19 protein-coding genes are annotated in these 17,880 nt (G+C 41.1%); 16 read left to right on the top strand and 3 right to left on the bottom strand.

Annotated elements, in window-relative coordinates; genetic code table 11:
- Positions 1-4 precede the first annotated feature (4 nt).
- Entirely contained in the window at positions 5-241 is a 237-nt protein-coding gene (locus tag ORD22_RS01840) for a late competence development ComFB family protein (RefSeq protein ID WP_317644135.1), read from the top strand.
- Positions 242-318: 77 nt separating this feature from the next.
- Here the strand turns inward: ORD22_RS01840 and ORD22_RS01835 are convergent, their stop codons facing one another.
- Positions 319-1,128 (bottom strand): flagellin, encoded by an 810-nt coding sequence (locus tag ORD22_RS01835; protein ID WP_317644134.1) that lies wholly within the window; start codon positions 1,126-1,128, stop codon positions 319-321.
- Positions 1,129-1,240: 112 nt separating this feature from the next.
- Here ORD22_RS01835 and ORD22_RS01830 point away from each other — a divergent pair, with 112 nt between their 5' ends.
- Positions 1,241-1,639, top strand: coding sequence for a flagellar protein FliS (locus ORD22_RS01830; RefSeq protein ID WP_317644133.1), 399 nt, complete (start codon positions 1,241-1,243; stop codon positions 1,637-1,639).
- Between the two features lie 40 nt (positions 1,640-1,679).
- On the opposite strand, the gene ORD22_RS01825 is transcribed toward ORD22_RS01830, so the two are convergent.
- Positions 1,680-2,456, bottom strand: a complete 777-nt coding sequence (locus ORD22_RS01825; protein WP_317644132.1) for an enoyl-CoA hydratase-related protein — start codon at positions 2,454-2,456, stop codon at positions 1,680-1,682.
- Positions 2,457-3,017: 561 nt separating this feature from the next.
- On the opposite strand from ORD22_RS01825, the gene ORD22_RS01820 reads away from it, so the two are divergent.
- From ORD22_RS01820 to ORD22_RS01755, 14 genes are all read left to right on the top strand, one after another.
- The gene (locus ORD22_RS01820) at positions 3,018-3,866 is read left to right on the top strand and encodes a DegV family protein (protein WP_317644199.1); all 849 of its coding nucleotides are present in this window, start codon (positions 3,018-3,020) and stop codon (positions 3,864-3,866) included.
- 44 nt (positions 3,867-3,910) lie between these two features.
- The gene (locus ORD22_RS01815; RefSeq protein ID WP_317644131.1) at positions 3,911-5,251 is read left to right on the top strand and encodes an ATP-dependent helicase ComFA; all 1,341 of its coding nucleotides are present in this window, start codon (positions 3,911-3,913) and stop codon (positions 5,249-5,251) included.
- Positions 5,248-5,862 carry a ComF family protein gene (locus tag ORD22_RS01810; RefSeq protein WP_317644129.1) on the top strand — a complete coding sequence of 205 codons (615 nt, stop codon included), beginning with the start codon at positions 5,248-5,250 and terminating at the stop codon, positions 5,860-5,862. The genes ORD22_RS01815 and ORD22_RS01810 overlap by 4 nt, the downstream gene beginning before the upstream one ends.
- A 5-nt stretch (positions 5,863-5,867) precedes the next feature.
- Positions 5,868-6,284: a TIGR03826 family flagellar region protein gene (locus ORD22_RS01805; protein WP_317644128.1), complete on the top strand. Its 417-nt coding sequence runs from the start codon at positions 5,868-5,870 to the stop codon at positions 6,282-6,284.
- 575 nt (positions 6,285-6,859) lie between these two features.
- Positions 6,860-7,123: a flagellar biosynthesis anti-sigma factor FlgM gene (gene flgM / locus ORD22_RS01800; protein ID WP_317644127.1), complete on the top strand. Its 264-nt coding sequence runs from the start codon at positions 6,860-6,862 to the stop codon at positions 7,121-7,123.
- A 21-nt stretch (positions 7,124-7,144) separates the two neighbouring features.
- Positions 7,145-7,648, top strand: coding sequence for a flagellar protein FlgN (locus ORD22_RS01795; RefSeq protein WP_317644126.1), 504 nt, complete (start codon positions 7,145-7,147; stop codon positions 7,646-7,648).
- Between the two features lie 12 nt (positions 7,649-7,660).
- The gene (gene flgK / locus ORD22_RS01790; protein ID WP_317644125.1) at positions 7,661-9,217 is read left to right on the top strand and encodes a flagellar hook-associated protein FlgK; all 1,557 of its coding nucleotides are present in this window, start codon (positions 7,661-7,663) and stop codon (positions 9,215-9,217) included.
- A 16-nt stretch (positions 9,218-9,233) separates the two neighbouring features.
- Entirely contained in the window at positions 9,234-10,109 is an 876-nt protein-coding gene (gene flgL / locus ORD22_RS01785) for a flagellar hook-associated protein FlgL (RefSeq protein WP_317644124.1), read from the top strand.
- Between the two features lie 22 nt (positions 10,110-10,131).
- Positions 10,132-10,683: a DUF6470 family protein gene (locus tag ORD22_RS01780; RefSeq protein WP_317644123.1), complete on the top strand. Its 552-nt coding sequence runs from the start codon at positions 10,132-10,134 to the stop codon at positions 10,681-10,683.
- Between the two features lie 92 nt (positions 10,684-10,775).
- Positions 10,776-11,222 (top strand): flagellar assembly protein FliW, encoded by a 447-nt coding sequence (gene fliW, locus ORD22_RS01775; RefSeq protein WP_317644122.1) that lies wholly within the window; start codon positions 10,776-10,778, stop codon positions 11,220-11,222.
- A gap of 1 nt (position 11,223) precedes the next feature.
- Positions 11,224-11,445: a carbon storage regulator CsrA gene (gene csrA / locus ORD22_RS01770; RefSeq protein ID WP_317644121.1), complete on the top strand. Its 222-nt coding sequence runs from the start codon at positions 11,224-11,226 to the stop codon at positions 11,443-11,445.
- Positions 11,446-11,650: 205 nt separating this feature from the next.
- Positions 11,651-12,463, top strand: coding sequence for a flagellin Hag (gene hag, locus ORD22_RS01765; protein WP_317644120.1), 813 nt, complete (start codon positions 11,651-11,653; stop codon positions 12,461-12,463).
- A gap of 62 nt (positions 12,464-12,525) precedes the next feature.
- On the top strand, positions 12,526-13,035 hold the full coding sequence (locus ORD22_RS01760; RefSeq protein ID WP_317644119.1) for a hypothetical protein: 510 nt from the start codon (positions 12,526-12,528) through the stop codon (positions 13,033-13,035).
- A 1-nt stretch (position 13,036) separates the two neighbouring features.
- Positions 13,037-14,716 carry a motility associated factor glycosyltransferase family protein gene (locus ORD22_RS01755; RefSeq protein ID WP_317644118.1) on the top strand — a complete coding sequence of 560 codons (1,680 nt, stop codon included), beginning with the start codon at positions 13,037-13,039 and terminating at the stop codon, positions 14,714-14,716.
- A gap of 165 nt (positions 14,717-14,881) precedes the next feature.
- On the opposite strand, the gene ORD22_RS01750 is transcribed toward ORD22_RS01755, so the two are convergent.
- Positions 14,882-17,755: an IPT/TIG domain-containing protein gene (locus ORD22_RS01750; RefSeq protein WP_317644117.1), complete on the bottom strand. Its 2,874-nt coding sequence runs from the start codon at positions 17,753-17,755 to the stop codon at positions 14,882-14,884.
- Positions 17,756-17,880 lie beyond the last annotated feature (125 nt).

The following is a 17,880-nucleotide window of genomic DNA, read 5'->3' as shown; positions in this document are numbered from 1 at the left end:
CAGTATGAAAGTGCATAACATGATGGAAATCGTTGCCTTGGACGTTCTAAAGAAGTATAAAGACCAACTGCGTATGCCATGCACATGCGAGCACTGTATGAATGATGTGCTCGCAATGACATTGAACAACTTACAACCGCAATATATTGTTAAAGAATCGAATAGTTTGTCTGTCCGCGCGGTGCACGAAATATCGCCAAGGATCTACTGCGATTCTATCAAAAGTTGCTTGGGCAGCTAGAATCGTGGCGGAGAATCCACGATGCGACAACATTCAAAACCCTTCCGAGTGGATTCTCGGAAGGGTTTTTATTTTGTTTATTTCAATAAAGAGATCGCTTCTTGCAAGTTACTGTTGACAGATTGGATCAGCATTTGATCGCCTTTTTGACGAATGTCTTGCTGGACGAAATTCATCATCTCTTTCGCCATATCCGTATCCGCCAGCATAGAAAGCGACTGAGTGATATTTCCCTCGAACACTAAAGCATTCGTCAGATGATGCTCGATGGCCTCCATCTCGGAACCTACTTTTGTCAAATGACCGCCAATCGTTTCAATCGCCTTATCCAGCGTAGCGATTAAATCCGAAGCGTCTTGCCGAGTTGCAATTGAAGCGCCGTCGAGACCTAACTTTGTCGTACTAACGTCAAGATTTCCGATGGTCATCTTTTGTCCTGGATTCGCCCCTACTTGTAAATTGATTGGCGTGTCATCTCCAAGAATTCTCATCGTATTAAACTCAAGTTTTCCAGCCGTGTCGTTGATCGCTTTCATAATCTGATCCAATTCCAAACTGCTAGATTTTCGATCGTCGTTTGTTAGGGTGTCATTTGCGGCAGCAACCGCCATTTCACGCCCGCGTTGTAGCAGACTATTGATATTGTTGAGACCTTCATTGGATAATTCTAGTACAGATAGTCCGTCTTGCATATTGCTCTGCGCTTGAGAAAGTCCCCGGATTTGAGCACGCATCGTTTCAGAAATGGCAAGACCGGAAGCGTTTTGGCTTGCAGTTGCCACTTTTGAACCGGTGCTTAGCTTCATTAGCGTCTTATCCATATCCGTCGCGTTCCTTTGCGCCCGATTCGATGAGAACGCAATATTTTCTGAGCTGTTTATTCGCATCCCTTCACCTACTTTAGCTATTCTTTTAGTTATCCTATTTTATATCGGCCACTTACATTCAAAATCAACCAATCTAGACGATAATAAAAGAAAAGCATTTGGGGTGAGCTACATGTATTTAAAACGCGCGATTGAGGTCTATCAGACGACGGCAAGCGCGACGACCCCGATGATGGATACAATCATCGAGTTGCTGAATGAGATGAGCCATTTGCTAGGAGAGACGCAAGCGACGATTGAACGCCAGAAGAGTTCGGATGTGTCAGAGTCGTTGAGAAAGTTGCAACAAGTATTGTTTGAATTGATTGGTGTGGTGGATCAGCAGACGGAAGAGGGGAAGCGGCTTGTGTTGTTGTACGTGATTCTTAACCAGAATCTTGTTACGGTGCAGTTATATAAACGGTATGAGCTACTACAGGATGTTCAGGTGCAGGTGGATCAGCTAGCTGAAGCGTGGACCGCGGCTCGTCAACAACAGCGACGTCATCGTTTTACGACGGATATAGTATAAAAGGGAAGCCTTCCCCAAACGAAGCCTTCCCTTTTTGTCGTTATCGTCCTTTAAATACCGGCTTGCGTTTCTCCGCAAAAGCATTCAACGCTTCAATTCGATCTTCCGTTGGCAATGTCATTTCGTAAGCCTTCCGCTCAATCGCTAATCCGGTTTGTAAATCTACATTCATCCCTTGTTTGATCGCGAACTTTGCTTGCTCAACTGCAACAGGTCCATTTGCAAGCAATGAATTCAAAAACGTCTCTAGGGTTTCTTGTAATTGTTCTGCAGAAGCCTTTTTCGTCAGCAGACCATAATCTAATGCCTCATCTGCAGTTAAACGTCTAGCGGTTAAAATTAGTTCCATAGCTTTCGCCTCGCCAATTAATCGAGGTAATCGCTGTGTGCCGCCTGCTCCTGGAATAATCGCAAGTCCTGTCTCAGTAAGTCCCATGACTGCGGAATCTACTGCAATTCGGAAATCACAAGCGAGTGCGAGTTCCATTCCGCCACCGAACGCAAAGCCGTTGATTACCGCAATTGTTGGCTGTGGTAGCTGGTCAATCCTATTGAACACGTCACCGATTTTATTCAGATTGCGTCGAACCAATGCATCCGTCAGCGTTTTACGTTCCTTCAAATCCGCCCCAACACTAAACGCCCGATCGCCACTCCCTGTAAACACGACCGCACGAATGGTAGGGTCGATTCGAATCCCTTCCACGACTTCTCCAAGCTCTAGCAATAATTGAAAGTTGAACGCATTCATCGCATCCGGCCGATCCAGCGTCACATACGCCACCGAACCCCTCTGCTCATAACGAATCTCCTGCATAACCAAAACCCCTTTCGTATTTGCCTAGTCTACTTACACGATAGCATGAATTGGTTGGAAACAGTAGAGAGTGACATTGATGAGTAGTCGGGGATTTTCGTTCCGGGTCGCGTTCCCGAGGGCGGTGAACCACACCTTAAAACCGATGCTCCTAACGCTTCGCTTTTACTCGCAAAAGCCGTTCTTCGTTACGGCTTTCGCTCCAATCCTACTTTAAGAATACAGGACATCGATTTCAGCTTACTAACTATGATTAGTACTCAGTTTGTGAAATATGAAACACTAACTAAACTTATTAAGTTCATGGAACGATACATTATTACTCCCGCATACTAAGTAGGATTGTAGTGCAGGGTGGCGACTCTGGGAGGATCAGCCCGACAGGTGAGACGACCAGGGGAGCAAAGCGACCGGTTGGCTCACCGCGGGCCCTCCAGAACGCGTCCACCCGGAACGGAAATCCCGGACACAACACTAAGTACAACTTACCAGTTCAAAATCCATTTCACAGATGCCAACACCATTGATTTCAGGTAGAATAGGGGGTAGGAGTTGATCATGTTGAAAACAGCAATTGTGACAGACAGTACGGCGTATGTGCCGGATGATATAAAGGCGGAGCTTGGGATCTACACGATACCTTTGCTCGTAACAATCGACGGCCGATCGTACGCAGAAGAAGTCGATCTAACAACGGACGCATTCTATGAAATGACCCGCGGAAAAGTCCCACTACCGAAAACATCGCAACCTGCGATTGGGGACTTCGAAGCCCTTTACGAAAAACTAGCAAAAGAATACGATGCCGTAATTTCTATCCATCTATCAAGCGGCATCAGTGGCACGTACATGGGTGCAAGACAAGCTATCGACATCGTACCTGACATCGAAATTTTACCGTTTGACTCAGAAATTTCAGCCTATCCCCAAGGCTTCTATGCCATCCGTGCAGCCCAACTAGCGAACGATGGTGTCGACCCGCACGCAATACTTGAAGAACTAGAAGAAATGAAGAAAACGATGAAAGCTTACTTCATGGTAGACGACTTATCTCATCTACAACGTGGCGGGCGTTTATCAGGCGCGCAAGCATTAGTCGGTGGTTTACTACAAGTGAAACCTATTCTGCACTTTGTAGACAAAGTCATCGTACCTTTTGAGAAAATCCGTACATCAAAAAAAGCGATGAAACGCATTGAAGATTTATTAGCAGAATATGCGAAAGATCAGTTATTGGACGCAGTCGTTATTCACGGCAATCGCTATGAAGAAGCGGTGGAGTGGAAAGAACTGCTTGAGAAAAAACATCCGAACGTCGATTTCACGGTTAGCTATTTCGGTCCGGTCATCGGCACACATCTTGGTGAAGGGGCGATGGGACTCGGCTGGGTGAAACGGCGCGGAACATAAAGGAGGAATCCTCGATAGCCGACTACACTGAACTACAACAATTTTTGGCGGGCCGAATTTGGCTACGTCGCGTCATGCCATTCCCAGCAGCATCTGTAAATGAATGCGTCAAACGAGGTTGGATTCAAGTAATTGAAGGGGTTACAGCGAAAGCAACGTGGCACGGTATGCACTATACGTGTAACCGCTGTTTTAATTCGAATCAATTAACATTTACTACATTCGAGTGCGCGCAATGCGAAACGACCTGTGCGTACTGCAGAAATTGTCTTAATATGGGGCGCGTTTCTCGCTGTTCGGAACTGCTAATTTGGACGGGACAAGCACCCGTTTATCCAACGAATCACCGCATGAACTGGCAAGGGAATTTAACACCATCCCAACAGAAAGCAACAAACGAATTACTCGCTAGCACAAAACAAAGCATCTCGCACTTACTCTATGCAGTGTGCGGCTCTGGCAAGACAGAAATGCTGTTTCAGCCAATCCATTACTTATTGAATGAAGGCAAACGAGTTTGTCTCGCAGCCCCACGAGTAGATGTCATTTTAGAATTACTGCCGCGACTGAAAACGGCTTTCCCGGATACCGTAGTCGAAGCATTGTACGGGGGAGCGGAAGTAGAGCATTATGATGCGCAATTAATATTAGCGACTACGCATCAACTGTATCGATTCCACGAAGCTTTTGACGCAATTTTCGTAGACGAAGCGGATGCCTTTCCGTATACGGCAGATGAAACGCTACAGCAAGCTGTAAAGAAAGCGGTTAAACCGAATGGACCAATCCATTTCGTCACAGCGACACCTTCAGCACAGTTACTGGCGATGAATAAAAAGCAAGGCAATATATCCATACTCGCAAGGCGTTACCATGGACAACCATTACCTGAACCTCGTAACGTCTCGCTATGGAATTATGAGAAACAGCTGAAAAAGAAGAAAATCCCGAGTAAATTGCTACGCTGGACGAAAGAACGTATAGACAATCAGCAACCGTTTCTCATATTCTTTCATCAGATTGAATTAATGGAACTAGCGGAAACACTTTTCCAGCAACTAGATAGTAGAATTTGTGCAGTGCATGCCGAACACGAAGATCGTAAAGAACGCGTGCAACTGCTTCGCGATAAAGAAATTCCTGGCCTGTTAACGACGACCATACTTGAGCGGGGCATTACGATACCGAACGTACAAGTGGCGGTCGTTGGAGCAGAGCAAACAATTTTCAACAAAGGGGCACTCATCCAAATCGGGGGTAGAGTCGGGCGGTCCGTACCGAACACTTCAGGTGATTTCGTGCTATTCCATCAAGGCATTACAAACGCAATGGACGAAGCGAAAAGCGAAATTCGCAAGCTGAATAAGCAAGAGGTACCGCGATGAATTGTTTATTGTGCAACAAACCCTTAGACGATCAGCCGACGTGGCAGCAGTTGCTAGGAATTGCGAAAACATCGTCAATCTGTCCGGCATGTTTTAATGGATTCGAACGTATCGACTGCGTAGAAGAAGATGAGATTCTCGATTCTGTTCATTCGCTATACGCCTACAATGAACAAGCGCGCGACTATTTACATCAATTCAAATTCATGCAAGACATTGCGCTCGCTACCGTGTTTGCTAGTGAGTTACGCAATGTGCTGAACGATCCGAAAAAAATTATCGTACCTATTCCGATGCACCCTGTAAATAAAAAGGATCGAACGTTCGCGCAAGTCGATGCCTTGCTAGAAGCTTCCAATATTCCGTTTACAAACTACTTACAAAAGACGACGGAATCCGTAATGGGTGAAAAAACACGTGCACAACGTCTACAGATGACTGAACTATTCGAAGTACTAGCCGATATACCAAATAGTGAGTTAGTTTTTATACTCGTCGATGATATTTATACGACGGGAACTACATTGCGTCATGCCGCACGCGCGCTTAAAAATAAAGGCGCCAAGCGAGTGGAAGCTGTGACGTTATTCAGACCTATAAGAGAGAAGTGATAGTAATGGCGGAAGTAAGAAATTGTCCGACATGTGGAGAACTTTTTAATTTTACAGGAATTAGGGATGTATGTGCTAAATGTGCAGCCATTGAAGAAAAAATGTTTGAAGAAGTCTACCGTTTTTTACGCAAGCGTGAAAATCGTGCAGCCAATATCGAGCGGATTGTTGAAGTAACAGGCGTCACGGAAACATTACTGTATCAATGGGTACGTAAAGGCAGACTCCAACCCGCGTTATTTCCTAACCTTGGCTATCCATGCGACAAATGCGGTGCGCTCACGACTACGGGAAAACTATGTGATAGATGTACGAGCGAAATCAAACGTGAAATCAGCATGCATGATGCTGCGCTAGAATTACGTGAAGCATTAAAAACTAAAGAACGTGGCACGTACTATGCACAAAAAGATAGGAAGTAAGAGAGAATTACTAGTATGTAGTCCAGAATTTAATGCAAGGATGTGCTCCTAACGCTTCACTTTTACTCGCAAAAGCCGTTCTTCGCAACGGCTTTTGTTCAGTCCAGGGTCTCAGACTCACGCTGATCCTCCAGGAGTCACCCCTTCTTACGCTTCAATCCTACAGTTAGACTCCAAGTAATTTGAGACTTCATTGTAGCTATCAAGTGACTTAATGTCTGTTCCCTATTTTTTAAAGTCCAAATGAAAGGTCTAAGTCAAAAGCTGATCATTCCACTCACTAACTTAAGAAGCAAACACCAGTGAAGCGAAGTGTAAGGCGGCGACTCGGGGATCAGCCCGACTGGTGAGACAACCAGAGGAGCTTGCGACCGGTTGGCTCACCGCGGGTCCATAAGACACGCGTCCGCCTGGAACGCAGCGAAACGGCATACTAGCCTATTCCAAGTCGAAAACCAAAACGAGCAGTTTGTCCTGCTCGTTTTTCCGTCCCAAAGACCCTAAATAATCCTTGCAATCTGCCGAAATAAAGAATAGGACATATAAATAAGTCTACTTAGAAAGGAGCGAGACGTATGAAAATTGATGGATTCAAGACACCGCCAGTGAACCCGTACCGCAATCAACAAATGAAAGTCGAGCAAGCGAAGCAGTCTTATCAAATGAAATCTGACAAGCTTGAAATTTCAACGGAAGCGAAAAAGCTATCAGCGGCATCTCCAATAGAGACCGAACGTCAACAACGCGTACAGCAGCTAAAAGCACAAGTACAGTCCGGCGAGTACCAAGTAGACGAGAAAACACTCGCTTCAAAACTGCTATCGTATTTCAATAAGTAATCATAGAAAGTAGGAATACCATTGTCTATTGAACCGATTTTAACAATGCTCAATCACTTAGAAAAACTGCATATGAGCTTGCTCCGTCTGTCCAACGACAAGACAGCACTGTTGAAAAGCGGTGATATCGATGGGATTGACCAACTGTTGAAAGAGGAGCAAGCCCACTTAGCGGCTATTGTGCAAATGGATCAAAAACGCGTACACGCAGTCAAGCAATATGTAACTGAACAAGGAAGTCCAGTACTTGCCGAACCAACGATGACGCATCTAATAGAAGTAGCAAACGAACCGGACAAAGAACCGTTAGCAGAGGCGAGGGACCGTCTCCTGCATGCGATTCATGAGTTGAAACGGCAGAACGAACTCAACCAACAACTGACCTATCAATCGCTTCAATTTGTGAATCTATCGCTGGACATGATCCGTCCGCGTCCGGAAAACGTCAACTATTCGAAAAATGAAGTACAAGGGCAGTCATCAGGAGCGCAAACTAAGTTCTCCTCATTCGACTCCCAAGCTTAAGGAGGCCACAGTATGCGCTCGACATTCATGGGATTAGAAACTAGCAAACGCGGATTGTACACACAGCAATCCGCTCTTTATACGACAGGACATAATATTGGGAACGCCAATACACCCGGCTACTCACGCCAGCGTGTCAATATGCAGGCGACGTCAGGATTTCCAGGAGTCGGATTGAATGCTGGAACGCAACCAGGATTCCTTGGAACTGGTGTAGAGGCAGGTTCAATTCAACGGATTCGCGATGCGTTCGTCGATCACCAATACCGCAGCGAAACAAATAAGCTTGGTTACTGGGAATCACGTACAAAAGCGATTGCACAAATGGAAGATGTACTTGCGGAGCCTTCTGAATATGGCTTACAGCAATCCATTAGTGACCTCTGGCAATCTTTGCAGACGCTCGCAACGAACCCGGAAAACGGTGGAGCGCGTGCGGTTGTAGTGGAACGGGGAGTGGCGTTATCTGACTCTTTCAACTACATCCACAAATCACTATCAGAAATTAGAAGCAATCATGCGGATGAAATTGACTTTACCGCGAACGATGTCAATTCTATTTTAAAGCAAATTAGTGAACTGAACCGTCAAATTGCGAACGTAGAGCCGAATGGTTATTTACCAAACGACCTTTACGATGCACGCGACGGACTACTAGATAAACTATCAACGTACTTACCTATCGAAGTAAGTTATGAAAAATCAGGTGGACGTGCGCTGGCAATTGCTGAAGGTACAGTGACCATTAATATTAAGACAAATGGCGCGCCGATCACAGTATTGAAGAAAATGGAATACTCTACCCTTACAGTAGACGGTATAGACGCGAATGGAAACCTTCCGAGTTACATCACGGGATTCACATTCAATGGTTTACCCGCTGGCGACGCACCACTACCTGTAGGCAATATGGTCAAAAGTGGAGAACTGAGATCCCTTGTTGAGTCGTATGGTTATGTAGATGGCGGTACCCCTGAAGGTCTGTATCCAGATATGTTAGCGAAGTTGGATAAAATGGCAGAAGAATTTGCGACAGAGTTTAACAAAATTCATATGGGCGGTCCAAGTGGTACACCTCCGTATGCTACGGATTTACAAGGCCAGCAAGGAGAAGCTTTCTTCATAGCTAAAGCTGGAGGAACAATTACTGCTAGCACAATTGGTATAAATGATAATCTGATTAAAAATCCAAATAAAGTAGCTGCTTCAACTTCTGAACCTGGAAGTGCACCAGAAGTTGGGAATGGCGAGAATGCTCAAAAACTGGCAGATGCTTTATTTACAAAATTACCTGGATTGGGCGGTTCAAGTATCCAGACTTACTTCTCACAAGCAATCGGGGAGCTCGGAGTCGCAGGACAGCAGGCAGTGAAAATGACGGAAAACACAGGCACACTTCTTTTGGCGGTATCCAACCGACGCGATTCTATCAGTTCCGTCTCACTAGATGAAGAAATGACCGATATGATTCGTTTCCAGCAAGCGTATAACGCATCAGCCCGTATGATCACGGTCATGGACGAAGCACTCGATAAAATCGTCAACGGTATGGGTCTAGTCGGTAGATAATTAAGGAGGAATTTCCATGCGCGTAACACAATCTATGCTTTCACAAAATATGCTGCGCAACTTATCAGGCAGCTATTCGAAAATGGGAAAACTACAAGAACAATTAAACACGGGGAAAAAGGTTAGCCGTCCATCTGATGATCCAGTGATTGTCATGAAGGGTCTTGGCTACCGCATGCAAGTAGACAAAGTCGAGCAATTTCAGAAAAACTTAGGCGAAGTCAATAACTGGCTCGATAGTTCGGATGATGCGCTTGATCATGTTGGACAAGTACTCCACCGTGCAAGAGAACTTGCGGCGAACGCAGCTAATACCGGGACGATGACAGCCAGCGACCGGGACAAGATTAAAATTGAATTAGAACAATTACAAGAGCAACTCCAAGACTTGGCGAATACGAAAGTCGGAGACAAGCATATATTCAGTGGGAAAATGACTGATCAGCCGTTATTCGACAAAGCGACAGGCACGTATCAATCAAGTGCACCATTTAAAGAAGATGTATCCATTGAAGTATTTGACGGAGTCGAACTACGCGTGAGTACGAATACATCTGACATGTTTAATAATATTAATCAGTTGTTTACAGATATAAAAAATAATATAGACGACTCCTATGATTTTAGTGCGTCGCTTGGAGAGATAGACATACTTATGGATGATGTTTTAACAAAACGTGCAGATATCGGAGCTCGTTCGAATCGGGCAGAACTAATGGACAACCGTCTTCAAATGCAGGAAGGTGCTGCGAAAAAGCAACGTTCCGAGAACGAAGACGTCGATTATGAAAAAACGATTACTGATTTGATTACATCAGAATCCATTCACCGTGCGACATTATCAGTAGGTGCGCGCATCATCCAACCTTCACTAGTCGATTTCTTACGATAAAAAGTAGAGGAGAGTGATAGAAGTGAATATTCCGCGACTTCAAATTCAAACAACACCAGCGAAGATAGGGTTACAAGTGACTAAACCCATTCAAGAAATCGAGCAACCGAGAGCAACGCTGAACCTAGAGCAACCGGCGGCGATACTTGAAATGTCTACTACGCGCCCGCAACTATCACTCGACACAACAGAAAACCGTGCAGATATCGATATGAAAAGCGTATTTCGCCGAACAGCTGAAAATGCACAATATGGTATGCAAAAAGTGCAAGAAGGAATAGGACGTCGTGCACAAGAAGGTCAGCAGTTGATGAAAATTGAGAATGGCGCTATCATTGCGGACATCGTCAAACAAAGTACCGAGCGACCGATGGCAGAACTACAAGTAAAGTTCGTAGGCGACCGTACAAAGATTAAAACAGACATTACCGCAGGCTCGCTGGACATCAACGTAACACCACAAAAGCCGATCATAGATGCGCAAATAAATAAACCAATCCATAATTACACACCTGGGAAAGTCAATGTTGTAATGGAGCAGTATGGATCGATTGATATTGATTGGAAGGTGTAGAGAAAAAAGAGCGGTGGTCGACCGTTCTTTTTATTTTACTCCATGATTAATAGTGCCTTTTATTAAGATACAAGCGAAGGAGAGAGTGAACGATGGTGAATACAATAAAAGAAATTGAAACGAAATTCCACGATAAAGTGGAAGTCGATTTATCAAAAGCGTGGCATTTCCCAAAAGGACTTCCAGGATTTGAAGACGAAGAAGAATTTGTCATTCTGCCGATTGGAGATGGCTCGGAATTTCAAATACTGCAGTCGACAAAACAAGCAGGCATCGCATTCGTTGTAGCGAATCCGTACAAGCTTGTAGAAGACTATGATTTCACAATTGATGAACCGACAATCGATTTGCTTGAAATTGAAAAACCAGAAGATTTGATGGTGCTAGGTATCGTATGTATTAAAGAACCGCTAACAGATTCTACTATTAATTTACAAGCGCCATTACTTTTTCATATAGAAAATAGAAAAGCGAAACAAATGATTCTAAATGACAATCGCTATGCCATCAAACATCCAATTGGCGGAAAGGAGAGCTAATATGCTAGTCCTCTCACGGAAAGCAGGCGAAACTATTAAAATTGCCGACAATATAGAAGTGAAAATTCTCGAAGTAAAAGGCGATACGATCCGAATCGGGATAGAAGCACCGAAGTCTGTTGATATCGTACGGGGAGAGTTAGTTCAGTCCATTACGGAATCAAACGCTGAATCGTTAACGCTAGATGTCAACTGGCTATCTACGTTAAAGGGTAAGGAATGAGTGACGTACTTAGCAAATGAGCGACATATTTTCTACACATATAAAAAGAATTGCAAAAAACTTTAAAAAAACACTAAACACTCTAGTAACCCGTCCGATATTAGTAATGTAAGCGGCAGAGAGAGCGCGGCCGACTCTTGACACCGCCACAAAAATCAGGGTCACATGGACGTGAACCCAACAAACACTCAAGGAGGAAACTATTATGATTATTAATCACAACATGGCAGCAATGAACACGCACCGCCAACTAGGTGCAAACAACGCAGCAGCAGCAAGCAATATTGAGAAATTATCTTCAGGTTTAAAGATCAACCGTGCAGGAGACGACGCAGCAGGTCTAGCAATCTCCGAGAAAATGCGTGGACAGATTCGCGGATTGGATATGGCTGCAAAGAACTCACAGGATGGTATCTCCATGATCCAAACTGCTGAGGGTGCGCTGAACGAAACACACGATATTTTACAGCGTATGCGTGAGCTAGCGGTTCAAGGTGCAAATGATACGAACGTTGAGTCTGACCGCAACGAGATTCAGAATGAGATAGATCAACTCGTTGAAGAAATTGATAGAATTGCGACTACTACTGAATTTAACACTCAAAAACTTTTGAGTGGCGGTATCTCTAATACTGCTTTCCAAGTAGGAGCGAATAAGGGTCAAACGATTACAATAGCGATTAACAGCATGTCTTCTGGTGCTTTAGGTGTTGATGCTTTAGATGTTTCTGACAACACAAATGCTAACAATACTATTTCTGCTATCGATGCTGCTATTTCCAGTGTGTCAGCAGAACGTTCAAAACTAGGTGCGCTTCAAAATCGATTGGAACATACAATCAATAACTTAGGAACATCTTCTGAGAACCTAACTGCAGCGGAGTCTCGTATCCGTGATGTAGATATGGCTAAAGAAATGATGGACTTCACTAAGAATAATATCTTGACTCAAGCAGCTCAAGCTATGCTTTCACAAGCAAACCAGCAGCCACAAGGAGTATTACAACTACTTCGTTAATAAAGAAAAAAAGGATAGCCCTTTCCCGGCTATCTTTTTTCTTAATATAGGAGGGATATTTTATGATTTACATAAATGGAGATCGAATTGCTGAGGATATTGATAATATCGCAAAAACTATTAATGAATATTTAATAAGAGAAAAAATGGTATTAGTAGATGAAAATAATATACCTTTAAATCCTTCGGCAATTGAGAATCTAGTAATACAAAATAACGCTCCTCAATATCTAAGAGCCATACATACTACGCAACTCCTTCGTGAATTCAAACAGGAATTAAATGGTTACATTGAAAAGGTCAATCAATATATTGATGATATAAGAGATTTAGATGATCAATTAAGTGTTATTAATGGATACACTAGTGTGGTGGAAGCAATATTATCATTTATTCCGATTACGAACTTTATACAAAAGGATTTAATTAATTCGGACTTTTTACAGTCTATTTCAGAGAAGGTTTTTGAAAGAGCTCAGTTGAATGATATGAGCTTTATAATAGATGTAATAGAATATGAATTATTGCCACTTCTTCAAAATGTTTCAGATGAAATTCAAGAGGTTATGTAAAATGACATATACAATTCAAGAAGAGCTATCAAATGATGGTTCAATGGTTTATTCATATTATAATAATAACGTTTCTATTCCTCTAAATTCGCTGTATTCTCCAAGTAAAGAAATAGAGCGTTTCTTAAAGAAAATAGAAAACTGCGAAAATCAATTCTTTATCTTTATTGGCTTAGGTAATGGAATTCTACTAGAAAAGTTAATAGAAAGTAAAATGTTTCGAAACAATGTGCACTATCTATTTATAGAACCTTTTCCAGAAGTACGACTTGCGGATAGCTATCTTCAAACAATCAGTTCCCATGATGAAATTTCTTATCTCAATTCGGAAAGTTTCACACCACTAACTTTTAGTGCTTATCTATCTAAATTCATTGGCATATCCACAAATATTCAACTACATCCTAATTACAGTAAGACAAGTGACATTCGATTAAAACAATGTGTTCAAATAATTAAAGATGGTATAGAAACAAAAAAAATAATGGATAATACAGAGAAGAAATTTTCATCAGACTGGCTTATAGAACCCCTATTAAATTTACCTTATACTAAAAATTCAATAAGCATTAAGGATTTAAAAGGAAAATACGCTGGAGAAAAGGCGATATTAGCAGCGTCTGGCCCTTCTTTGAAGACACAAATGCATGTTATTAAAGATGTTCATGATTCTTATCATATATTTTCTGTAGGATCTGCATTGAGAGCACTATTAAGCAATGGTATAGAACCTGATTTTGTAACTAGTGTAGATGCAAGTGAAATAAATTATTCAACTCACTTCAAGGGGCTAGAATTTTCAGGCGCGTTAATTTATGAAACAATGTCCAACTCTAAAATTCAAAAAAATCATCGAGGCCCTTCAATAGTTGCGAGGTCCCAAGATGACTATATTACAAGTCAATACGAAGATCTTTATACATTTCCATACCCATCACCGTCAGTTGCTATATTTACTCTCCAAGTGATTGAATATCTGGGCTTTTCAGAAGTGTACTTAATAGGGCAAGATCTAGCCTTGCTTAATGGCCAGTATTACGCTGAAGGAATTAAACATCATGAAGGAATGTATAATTTAAAGACGGAGCTTATGGTGGAAAATAACTTAGGGGAAATGACAGGAACCACGCTACCTTTAAAAATTTTTTTAGAAAGTATGCAAAATGTAATAGAATCATTTACGCATACGATGAGAATATATAACTTATCATCCCACGGAGCAAAAATAAAAGGGACTGAATATATAGAGGCTATAGAAAGATCAAATAATAGTAAAAAACAAAAGAATATATATTCCATGAAGAGCGAAGAAAAAGATAATAAAATCCAAATTAAAGATTTTATAAAGGATATTAAAATGTTGCAAAAAGATGTTAAGAAAGCGGATAGTGCTGTTAATTCACATTTAAACAAAAAATATATAGACGTAAATGATATGCCGGGAATTGTTAAACAATTTAGGGCAGTATCAAAACATAGAATATTAGAGGATGTATTAATGACCAAATTAACTTTTGAGTTTAATAGGGTATCTAATGTTTTTCAAACTATGAAGCCTAGAAATAGATACACGACCAAAGAATTAATGAACATGATAAGCGAATTACACAATTTTTATCAAATCATTATAAAATATTTAGAAAATATTTTGTCTGACGAACGTTTAGAAAAGTATATTTGATATTCATTAGAAGCCTTTATAAAAGAATATGGCCAATTGTACAATCAAGTTAGCCACCTAAATTTAAAAAAACACAGCCCGCTACTTCAATAAAATGAAGCAGTCGGGCTGTTTATGGAGCGTGCCGAAAAGGTGCGCTTTTTTATATTACGGGCTTACTATATGTTAATTATAGGTATAATCTCTTGAATCTTTAAAGCCAGATCTTTCTACAGAGATTTTCACGGTTTCGGCCATGTTTGCCTTTGGGGTTTTAATACGAATTCTGGTTGCACCAAGAAAATCGTAGGGAACTTCAATATCACCCACAGTTACCGTAAGGTTTTTGTTGAAGTTTGTTCCATAAATATACACTGTAGTAGAACCATTTATAGGACCACTGCTTAGTGACATTCTAGTAATTGTAGCTTTTAAGTCCTCATAATTATAAGCATCTACTTCGACATGTTCTTGTCCATCTGGATTTACAATTTTTATTGTTGCTGACCCAATTGTTGTAGAAGGAGCAGTTTTAATTTCAAGTACAGTATCAGATGCACTAATTACTGTAGCAGCTCTAGTTCCAAAAAACACTTTAGTGTTACTTTTGAAATTTTCTCCGGTAATGGTCATTGTTTCTCCACCCGCCATGGATCCTGATTGCTGTGAAAAAGTCAGTGCTCTTGGTGCAGGATCTTTAATCAGTTCTTTGTATTCAAATCCATCTACTAAAATTGCTTCCTGTCCATCTGGATTTAATACTTTAACATCTATCTTCTCAGGTAGAGTAGCCGTAGGTACAATAATTCGTACCTTGCTTGCAGTTACAATTACACTGTTAGCTTCAATGTCTCCAAAAAATACTTTAGCTAATGGTGAAATATTTTTTCCGAATAAGTAAAGTGTACTCGTTTCACCAACAAGTAAATCAGTTAATGATAAACGATCTATTTCAGGTTTAGGTGGCGTCGGTGGCGGCATGTATTCATATGAATCTTGTAATTCTGCAAAACTACCATCAGGGTTTTCAATTTTCACAGAAACCAAACCAGGTATTGTTGCCGCAGGAACTCTAACACGAATTTTGCTTATATTAACGAAATTATAAATTGGTACTTCATTAGAACCAAAAAATACTTTAGCGTTTCTATCTATATTTTTTCCAAATAAATAGAGTAATTCGCCCCCTTCTATTACACCAGAATCTGAACCTAATTTATGAAGTTCAACTTTCGGCTTTTCTGGAGGAGCCAAGTATTCAAATCCATCTGAAAGTATTCCTTCTTTGTTATCGGGATTGACCACTTTTATATCCGTGAAACCAGCTGATTCAGCAGAAGGAACTGTAACTTTGATTTTACTAGAATTCATCCAGCTTACGCTAGGAGCTTCATGTTCACCAAAGAATACTTTTGCACCATGTTCAAAATTTTTCCCAGAAACATAAGTTATAATACCACCAGTTAATTGACTAGAATTTACAGATACACTGTTGACTTCAACTTCAACAGGAGGTAAGGGTGGTAAGTAAGTATAAGAATCGTGAACTTCAATCTCAGTAGAGTCAGGGTTCACAATCTTTACATTAACAGCGCCTGAAACTTTAGCTTGGGGTACTATTACTGATAATCTTTGACCTGTTCCAAACGTGGATTCAGCCAACGTATTGTCTATATATACCTCAGAGTCTTTCATAAAGTTAGATCCAAAGATTAATACTCTATTACCACCTTCAAAGGGGCCTTCGGCAGGTGAAAGGTATTTAATTGTTGGTTCGGCATAATAATAATACTCACCTAATGCAAATTGTCGGTCTGTGTTTTCAACTTTGACTGTAATAGTTCCTCTCGCTGAAGGCGGTGTAGTTACCACAATTTCAGTAGCGGATTCAGAAATTATTGGTGCTAGACTATTGCCGAAATAAACCTTAGTATTTGGTAAGAAGTTACTACCGGTGATTGTAACATTCTCTCCACCGGTTACAGGCCCTTTTTCTTCGGAAATATTGGTAATAATGGGTCCGTGGTTTTTAATTTCAACCATCGGATTTTGTGAATCTAAAGTGTATTTCAATCCGTTGCCAGCTTCAAATGTAGTGTAAGTTTGTGCAACAGGGTATTTACCTATAGCCGCATCAGATTTCGAGCGTACTTGGTAAGTGAAGCTTAGTTCTTTTGTTTTTAATTCTGAAATGAACCATTGAATTGTATTCCCTGAAACAGTAGGCTGAGGAATATGATCCTTGTAAGAACCTTTTACTAATTCGAATTCGGATGAAATAGTGTCTGTAATCGTTACATTATATGCACTAGCAAGGCCTATTTGTTCAACGATTTTTTTATATACATCTGAGAGGCCAATTGAACCTAATACAAAATAATGAGTCTCAGATGATGTAGACATTCCTTTTAGCAGTATGTTAGGAGCGCTATCAGTGCTGTCATTAGGACCTAATAAAGCAATCGAATAAAAAGTAATCCCGGCATCTTTGGCTGTTCTAGAAGCTGCTAAAGCGTCAGGCGTACTATTTGCTGCTCCATCTGACATTATAACAATAGTAGGCTGGGCTTCTGGCCGTTTGTTTTTTAACATGGAAGTTGCCAATCTTACCGCATCACCTGTATTGGTAGTTCCTCCGAGTTGAATGGTGTCTACATAATTTTTAGCTGCATTCTTGTCATCCGTCAAAGGAAAAGAGTATGCATTTGTATCAAAGTCAACAATTCCAACTTTATGTTTCGTTAAATCCATCAAATCGATAAATTCTTTAGCGGCAACTTTTGCAGCGTTCATACGATTATCCGCGCTCATACTACCTGATTTATCAATGATCAAAATCACATCATTAGGTTTTACAGAAGATACGTCTTGGGGTGTGCCTTTAATAGTAAGGGTAACGTCAATAACTTCATTAGGCACTAAACTATTTTTACTAATAGTTTTGTTGATACTTACCAAGTCGGTCGCCTTAATTATCGCTGCTTTTGTTGAATTTGGTGTGATAATGCCGATAATAAGTATAGCGATTAAAAACAACTTCAAAGTCTTTAGAAAGTTCATAGTTTTCTTCCTTTCTTTTAGTTATTAGAAACATTATACTCATTCTATCGACAAAAGTGTGCTTTTTCTTAGGTATTTAGGGTAATTGGATACTTAGGACTTATGATATATATATAATAAAATGA

Source organism: Sporosarcina sp. GW1-11, from assembly GCF_033088395.1.
In the GTDB taxonomy this organism is placed as follows: Bacteria; Bacillota; Bacilli; order Bacillales_A; family Planococcaceae; genus Sporosarcina.
Note: the sequence above shows the minus strand (reverse complement) of the source record. Positions and strands in the feature narration are given on the sequence as shown.

Excerpts from the sequence above, each read along its gene's own strand:
- ORD22_RS01840 (WP_317644135.1), top strand. The coding sequence starts at position 5 with ATGAAAGTGCATAACATGATGGAAATCGTTGCCTTGGACGTTCTAAAG.
- ORD22_RS01835 (WP_317644134.1), bottom strand. The coding sequence starts at position 1,128 with ATGCGAATAAACAGCTCAGAAAATATTGCGTTCTCATCGAATCGGGCG.
- ORD22_RS01830 (WP_317644133.1), top strand. The coding sequence starts at position 1,241 with ATGTATTTAAAACGCGCGATTGAGGTCTATCAGACGACGGCAAGCGCG.
- ORD22_RS01825 (WP_317644132.1), bottom strand. The coding sequence starts at position 2,456 with ATGCAGGAGATTCGTTATGAGCAGAGGGGTTCGGTGGCGTATGTGACG.
- ORD22_RS01810 (WP_317644129.1), top strand. The coding sequence starts at position 5,248 with ATGAATTGTTTATTGTGCAACAAACCCTTAGACGATCAGCCGACGTGG.
- ORD22_RS01805 (WP_317644128.1), top strand. The coding sequence starts at position 5,868 with ATGGCGGAAGTAAGAAATTGTCCGACATGTGGAGAACTTTTTAATTTT.
- flgM (WP_317644127.1), top strand. The coding sequence starts at position 6,860 with ATGAAAATTGATGGATTCAAGACACCGCCAGTGAACCCGTACCGCAAT.
- flgK (WP_317644125.1), top strand. The coding sequence starts at position 7,661 with ATGCGCTCGACATTCATGGGATTAGAAACTAGCAAACGCGGATTGTAC.
- flgL (WP_317644124.1), top strand. The coding sequence starts at position 9,234 with ATGCGCGTAACACAATCTATGCTTTCACAAAATATGCTGCGCAACTTA.
- fliW (WP_317644122.1), top strand. The coding sequence starts at position 10,776 with ATGGTGAATACAATAAAAGAAATTGAAACGAAATTCCACGATAAAGTG.
- csrA (WP_317644121.1), top strand. The coding sequence starts at position 11,224 with ATGCTAGTCCTCTCACGGAAAGCAGGCGAAACTATTAAAATTGCCGAC.
- hag (WP_317644120.1), top strand. The coding sequence starts at position 11,651 with ATGATTATTAATCACAACATGGCAGCAATGAACACGCACCGCCAACTA.
- ORD22_RS01760 (WP_317644119.1), top strand. The coding sequence starts at position 12,526 with ATGATTTACATAAATGGAGATCGAATTGCTGAGGATATTGATAATATC.
- ORD22_RS01755 (WP_317644118.1), top strand. The coding sequence starts at position 13,037 with ATGACATATACAATTCAAGAAGAGCTATCAAATGATGGTTCAATGGTT.
- ORD22_RS01750 (WP_317644117.1), bottom strand. The coding sequence starts at position 17,755 with ATGAACTTTCTAAAGACTTTGAAGTTGTTTTTAATCGCTATACTTATT.